Source organism: Ensifer sp. GW821-FHT05G01 (assembly GCF_059419585.1).
In genome coordinates this window covers 80,054-86,436 of record NZ_JBWKSC010000021.1, presented here as the reverse complement: position 1 = coordinate 86,436, position 6,383 = coordinate 80,054, and the positions used below count along the sequence as shown (strand labels likewise).

General features: G+C 63.5%; 5 protein-coding genes and 1 pseudogene. 1 reads left to right on the top strand and 5 read right to left on the bottom strand.

Annotated elements, in window-relative coordinates; all coding sequences use genetic code 11:
• The 3 genes and pseudogenes from AC07UR_RS33435 to xylA all read right to left on the bottom strand — a co-directional run.
• Positions 1-269, bottom strand: a pseudogene (locus AC07UR_RS33435) (gfo/Idh/MocA family oxidoreductase); the annotation flags it as partial.
• A 327-nt stretch (positions 270-596) separates the two neighbouring features.
• Complete coding sequence (locus AC07UR_RS33430) at positions 597-1,649, bottom strand: sugar phosphate isomerase/epimerase family protein (protein WP_209793298.1); 1,053 nt, start codon at positions 1,647-1,649, stop codon at positions 597-599.
• Positions 1,650-1,929: 280 nt separating this feature from the next.
• Positions 1,930-3,240: a xylose isomerase gene (gene xylA / locus AC07UR_RS33425; RefSeq protein ID WP_209793296.1), complete on the bottom strand. Its 1,311-nt coding sequence runs from the start codon at positions 3,238-3,240 to the stop codon at positions 1,930-1,932.
• 136 nt (positions 3,241-3,376) lie between these two features.
• On the opposite strand from xylA, the gene AC07UR_RS33420 reads away from it, so the two are divergent.
• Positions 3,377-3,736, top strand: a complete 360-nt coding sequence (locus tag AC07UR_RS33420) for a nuclear transport factor 2 family protein (RefSeq protein WP_173423728.1) — start codon at positions 3,377-3,379, stop codon at positions 3,734-3,736.
• A gap of 41 nt (positions 3,737-3,777) precedes the next feature.
• On the opposite strand, the gene xylB is transcribed toward AC07UR_RS33420, so the two are convergent.
• Entirely contained in the window at positions 3,778-5,232 is a 1,455-nt protein-coding gene (xylB, locus tag AC07UR_RS33415) for a xylulokinase (RefSeq protein WP_173423729.1), read from the bottom strand.
• 75 nt (positions 5,233-5,307) lie between these two features.
• Entirely contained in the window at positions 5,308-6,345 is a 1,038-nt protein-coding gene (locus AC07UR_RS33410; RefSeq protein WP_173423730.1) for a LacI family DNA-binding transcriptional regulator, read from the bottom strand.
• Positions 6,346-6,383 lie beyond the last annotated feature (38 nt).

The window sequence follows — 6,383 nt, the reverse complement described above, 5'->3', positions numbered from 1 at the left end:
ACCGCCTCGATGCCGTCCTTCAACTTGGCCTCGCGGATCGCCATCTGCTTGAAATCGGAATAGACCCGCGACGGATCGAGCCCGAGTTCGCGACCGGAGCTTTCGGCCTTCTCCGGTGTCGACGACAGCGCGCCGGCCACCAGCTCGTAGTGATCGTCGAGCCGGGCTGCGATGCGGTGCACCGCGCCGATAAAGGCGCCCGAGCCACCGCCGACCATACCGAGCCGGATCCGCCGCTCGCGCTTTTCGCTCGTTCCCTCGATTGCCATCGTCCTGTCTCCTCGTGTCGGTTTATGTCGTCGTGTTTTAGTGGCGTCGCACAGTCACGCTGCCCGGTCGCGGAGCCCGCCCCTCATCCGCTTGCCGGGGAGAAGGGATTTGTTGCACCCGCGAGCGACATCGGCCGACCGGGCAACAGCTTCGAGCGACAAGCTCCATCCCGTTGTTTCCGGTTGGGCGGAACGAAGATCGATCGCGACCTTCTACCTGCACAGCAGAACCGTTTGCCACGTCCCCTCTCCCCGCCTGCGGGGAGAGGGCTAGGGTGAGGGGCAGCGGCAGGACGTTGTGCCTGCCACTGAACCGGCGGCCTTGCCTCAAATCCCCAGCAGCCGCCGGTTGGCCGCCTCGTCGGTGCCGCCGTCGGCAAAGTCGTCGAAGGCCTTTTCGGTGACCCGGATGATATGGTGCTTGACGAACTCGGCCCCCTCGCGCGCGCCGTCTTCGGGATGCTTCAGGCAGCACTCCCATTCCACCACCGCCCAGCCGGCAAAATCATTGGCCGCCATCTTGGAAAACACCGCGCCGAAATCGACCTGGCCGTCGCCGAGCGAGCGGAAGCGACCGGCCCGGTTGACCCAGCCCTGGTAGCCGCCATAGACGCCCTGCCGACCCGTCGGGTTGAACTCGGCATCCTTGACGTGGAACATCCGGATGCGATCCTTGTAGATGTCGATGTTGTCGAGATAGTCGAGGCATTGCAGCACATAGTGCGAGGGGTCGTAGAGCATGTTGGCGCGGGCATGGTTGCCGGTGCGCTCCAGAAACATCTCATAGGTGATGCCGTCGTGCAGGTCCTCGCCCGGATGGATCTCGTAGCAGACGTCGACGCCGCAGTCCTCGGCATGGTCGAGGATCGGCTTCCAGCGTTTCGCCAGTTCGTCGAAGGCGGTCTCGACCAGGCCCGCCGGCCGCTGCGGCCAGGGATAGACGAACGGCCAGGCCAGCGCGCCTGAAAAGCTCGCCATCGCATCAAGCCCCAAATTCTTCGAGGCCGTCAGCGCCAGCTTCACCTGCGCGACCGCCCACTCTTGCCGGGCCTTGGGGTTACCGCGCACTTCCGGCACGGCAAAGCCGTCGAACACCTCGTCATAGGCCGGATGGGTGGCGACCAGCTGGCCCTGCAGATGCGTCGACAGCTCGGTGATCTCGACGCCATTGTCGCGGGCAATACCCGAAAGCTCGTCGCAATAGGCCTTTGACGTCGCCGCCTTCTTCAAATCGATCAGCCGCGCATCCCATGTCGGCACCTGCACGCCCTTGTAGCCGCAATCGGCAGCCCATTTCACAATCGACGCAAACGAGTTGAACGGTGCGACATCGCCCGCAAACTGCGCCAGAAACAGGCCGGGGCCCTTGATCGTTTTCATCCCAAACATCCTCCTGATGCTATGGCTGCCGGCAAGGCCGGCCTGTTAGGCCAACGACAGGAAGAAGCAGAATTGGATTTCATTTTCGCTTCTACTGAAGAACCTGAAACGTTGCAGGCGCAGAAACTAGCAGATTTTTTGCATGGAGCAACCGGCCGAAGGACAGTTTTCGCAGATCAGCTCGAGGCATCCCTGGAGCCCGCAGACGAGCATTCAGGGCAGAAAAAGGGGCGAAGGTTTCCCTCCGCCCCGTGTTCGCAAAAGGTATGCGACTGCCGCATCAAACGTAGCGATTGACGACGTTCTCCAGCAGTTCCTGCTTGCCGGATTTCGGCTGCGGGTTGAGGTCGGACTTCAGCACCCAGGCTTCGATCTCTTCCAGCGAGAAACCGCCGTCGAGCATCTTCTTCGCCTCAGGCACCTGCCAGCCGGCGTAGCGCTGATCGAGCGGCGCGGACAGTGCCTTGTCTTCGATCATCTGGGCGGCCGCCTTGAGGCCGCGAGCGCAGCAGTCCATGCCACCGATATGGCCGATCAAGAGGTCTTCCGGATCGAGCGACTGGCGACGCAGTTTCGCGTCGAAGTTGGTGCCGCCCGACTTGAAGCCACCGCCGGCCAGGACCTGGTAATAGGCGAGCGCCATTTCCGGCACGTTGTTGGGGAACTGGTCGGTATCCCAGCCCGACTGGTAGTCGTTGCGGTTCATATCGATCGAACCGAAGATCCCGAGCGCATTAGCAAGCGCCAGCTCGTGCTCGAAGGAATGACCGGCGAGGATCGCATGGCCCTGCTCGATATTGACCTGCACTTCCTTTTCCAGGCCGTATTTCTTCAGGAAGCCGTAGACGGTGGCGACGTCGTAGTCGTACTGGTGCTTGGTCGGCTCTTGCGGCTTCGGCTCGATCAGGATCGCGCCCTTGAAGCCGATCTTGTGCTTGTATTCGACCACGAGGTTGACGAAGCGGCCGAGTTGGTCGAGCTCGCGAGACAGGTCGGTGTTAAGCAGCGTCTCATAGCCCTCGCGCCCACCCCAAAGCACGTAGTTCTCGCCGCCGAGGCGGTGGGTGGCGTCAAGGCAAGTCTTGACTGTCGCGGCCCCAAAGGCAAACACGTCCGGATCCGGATTGGTGGCGGCACCCGACATGTAGCGACGGTTTGAGAAGAGATTGGCCGTGCCCCAGAGCAGCTTGACGCCGGTATCCGCCTGCTTCTTTTCGAAGTAGTCGACGATCTCGTTGAGGTTCCTGGTGTTCTCGACGAAGTTGCGCCCTTCCGGCCGCACGTCGGCGTCGTGGAAGCAGTAGTAGGGAACACCGAGCAACTGGAAAAATTCGAAGGCGACATCCGCCTTCAGCTTGGCCGCATCCATCGTGTCCTTGAACCACGGGCGCTCAAACGTTTGTCCGCCGAAGGGGTCGCCGCCCGGCCAGACGAAGGTGTGCCAGTAGGCGACCGCGAAGCGCAGGTGGTCTTCCATGCGCTTGCCGAAGACGACCTCGTCCTTGTTGTAGTGGCGGAAGGCGAGCGGGTTGCGGCTCTCCGGTCCCTCATACTTGATCTTGGCGATATCGCCGAAAAATCCCGTGCTCACGGTGTAGCTCCTCTCAAAGATGGTGTGCCGGCGTCGCAGTTGCGAAACGTCCGGCCATTACGTGGAAGGTAATTGGTTTCATTCCCTCGGCGGGCGATAGCTTGGGCATCGAAACGCCAAACGAAGGAACATTCAGATGAACGACTTCAACCAGATCGCCGAAGCCTATATTGCCGCCTGGAACGCCGAGGCCGGAAGCCGCAACGCACTGATCGAAAAGGCCTTTACCGCCGACGTCGCCTACCGCGACCCGATCATGCAGGGCGACGGGCACGAGGGCATCGGCGGCCTGATCGCCGGCGTGAAAGGCCAGTTCCCCGGCTTCGTCTTCACGCTCAAGGGCACCCCCGACGGTTTTGCCGACACGATCCGCTTCTCCTGGGCGCTCGGCCCCGAAGGCGTCGATTCCGTGATCGAAGGCACCGATGTCGGCCTGATCGAGAACGGCCGATTGAAGCAAGTCACGGGCTTCATCGATAAGGTACCGGCGCAGTAAGCGCGCTCGGTCGGCAACAGCCGTGGAAGGGCGCGGCGCGGTCACGTCGTAGCGCCCTTGATGGCGGGATAAAGGCGCCGGTAGCGCTGATAGGCCGCCTCATAGGCAGGCACCAGGTCGGCGTCGGGCGCGATCGTTTCCGCTGTTTTCGGCGCGGTGCAGGTCGCAACCGGATCGGCACCGGTTGCCGCGATCAGCCCCAGGCGCGCGGCACCGAAGGCGGCACCGAAATCGCCATCGGCGGGCAAATCGACCGGCAGGTCGAGCGCAGTCGCGATCGACTTCAGCCAGTAGCGCGAGCGCGAGCCGCCGCCGATCGCCGTCACCCGCGAAAGCGTCGTCCCGGCGGCACGCAGGGCTTCGAGGCTGTCGCGAATGGCGAAAGAAACCCCTTCCATCACCGCCTGCGTCAGCACCACCCGGCTGCTCTCGTGGCCGAGCCCGGCAAAGGCGCCGCGGATGGCGGCATCGTTGTGCGGCGTGCGCTCGCCGGAAAGATAGGGAAGAAAGGTCACGCCGCTTGGCGCCTTCAACGTCTCGCCGAGCTCGGCGCTGAGGTCGGCCGCGCTGCGACCGGCAACCCCCGAATACCAGTTGAGCGCATCGGTCGCCGACAGGATGACGCCCATCTGATGCCAGGTGTTCGGCAGCGCATGGCAAAAGGCATGAACGGCGCTCGCGGGGTTGGGCAGGTAGCTGGCATTGGCGGCAAACAGCACGCCCGACGTGCCGAGCGAAACGAAGGCGTGGCCCTCACCTACAGTTCCCATGCCACAAGCGGACGCCGCATTGTCGCCGGCGCCACCGGCAACCACGACATCGCCGGAAATTCCCCAACGTGCGGCAAGTTCAGACCGCAGCTTTCCGGCCGCGTCGGTCCCTTCGACGAGATCCGGCATCTGCCGTTCTTCCATGCCGGTGGCTGCAAGCAGGCTTTCGGACCACCGACGCTTGCCGGTGTCGAGCCACGAGGTCCCGGCAGAATCAGACATTTCAGAGATATGCTCGCCGGTCAGCCACAGGCGCAGATAGTCCTTCGGCAGAAGCACTCGGCGCACCCTGGCGAAAATCTCAGGCTCGTTTTCGCGCACCCAGACGAGTTTGGGCGCTGTAAATCCCGGGAAGACGATGTTGCCGGTGATGGCGCGGAACTGCGGGTCGGCGTCGAGTGCGGCCGCCTCGCGAAAACTGCGAGTGTCGTTCCACAGGATGCAGGGGCGCAGCACCTTGTCGTCGGTATCGAGCAGCGTCGCGCCATGCATCTGGCCGGAAAGGCCGATGCCGCGCACGGCCGTAAGAGCTGCCGGGTGCGCCGCCTTCAGGCCGGCGATTGCCTCCTCGGTGGCGCGCACCCATTCGGCCGGATCCTGCTCCGACCAGCCGGGATGCGGCCGGGAGACGTCGAGCGCGCCGGAAGCCGAGCCGACAATGCGCTGATTGTCGTCCATCAGCATCGCCTTGACGCCCGACGTGCCGAGATCCAGTCCGAGATACATGTAGGCCTCCATTGAGAGCAACCACAGGAAAAGCGCGCAACGATTTTCCGTCAGGAATTGTGTAAATTCAAAATATTACGCCGGCTCGACCGGCAGGTTGTCTTTCAGGAAGATGTCGATGCGGATGCGCTCCTGCGCCTCGATCATCGACAGCCCATCGGCGCGCGCCTTCAGCACGCGAATGGCGCTCCTCACCTCATGACCCGCATCCTGGTTGAGCAGCGCATCGATCGTGCCCGAGATCAGGGCGGCACGGCTGTAGGGCGTCAGCTCGTGGGCTATTGCGCAGATTTCGGACTGCCGGCCGGCCTTTTCGAGCGCCGCGATCAGGCCGCGATTGCCAGCGCCGAGGCTGTAGATGCCCGCAAGGTCCGCATGCGCGGCCAGCAGATCCTGAACCAGCGTCTCGACCTCGGTCGGATCGTCGTGCCCCTCGACCACGGGCAACAGATGCCGCGTGTCCGCCCCTTCGCTGACGGCGGCACTGAAGCCTTCAAGTCGATCCCGGTGGTCTCTGACCAGCATCGAGCCGGCAACGATGGCGACCGGCCCGTCGCGACCACCCAGGAAACGCCGCATCAGACTGCCGGCTGTGCGCCCGGCTGCAATGTTGTCGACACCGGCGAAATGGTCGCGCTCCGACCCGGTCAGATCGGAGACGAGCGTGACGACGGCAATGCCGTCTTCGCGAAGCCGCCCGACGGCCGCCACCACTTCCGGCGCTTCAACCGCAACGACGGCAACGCCGGCCGGCTCACGGCTGCACGCTTCGTCGAGCGCATCGGCCAGCGCCGTCGCATCGAAGGCGGGAACGGAGAGGATGGAAATATCGGTGCGCTCGACGGCAGAGCGCGCCCTTGCCGCCTCGACCTCGGCCTCAAGGCCGCGCATGAAGGCGTTCTCGCCCTCGGGCAGGATGAAGATCAGCGGATAGCTGCGGCCCTTGGCAAGGTTGGCCGCCGCCACGTCCCTGACATAACCGAGCGTCGCGATGGCGCGCTCGACCTTGTCACGCGTGACCGACCTGACTCCCGGGCGATTGTTCAAAACCCGGTCGACGGTCGCAAGGCTGACGCCTGCTTCTGCAGCAATGTCGTGAACTGTAGGGCGCATCATTTCCTCCCGCAAACTGCCTTAGAGGAATTTTTGAT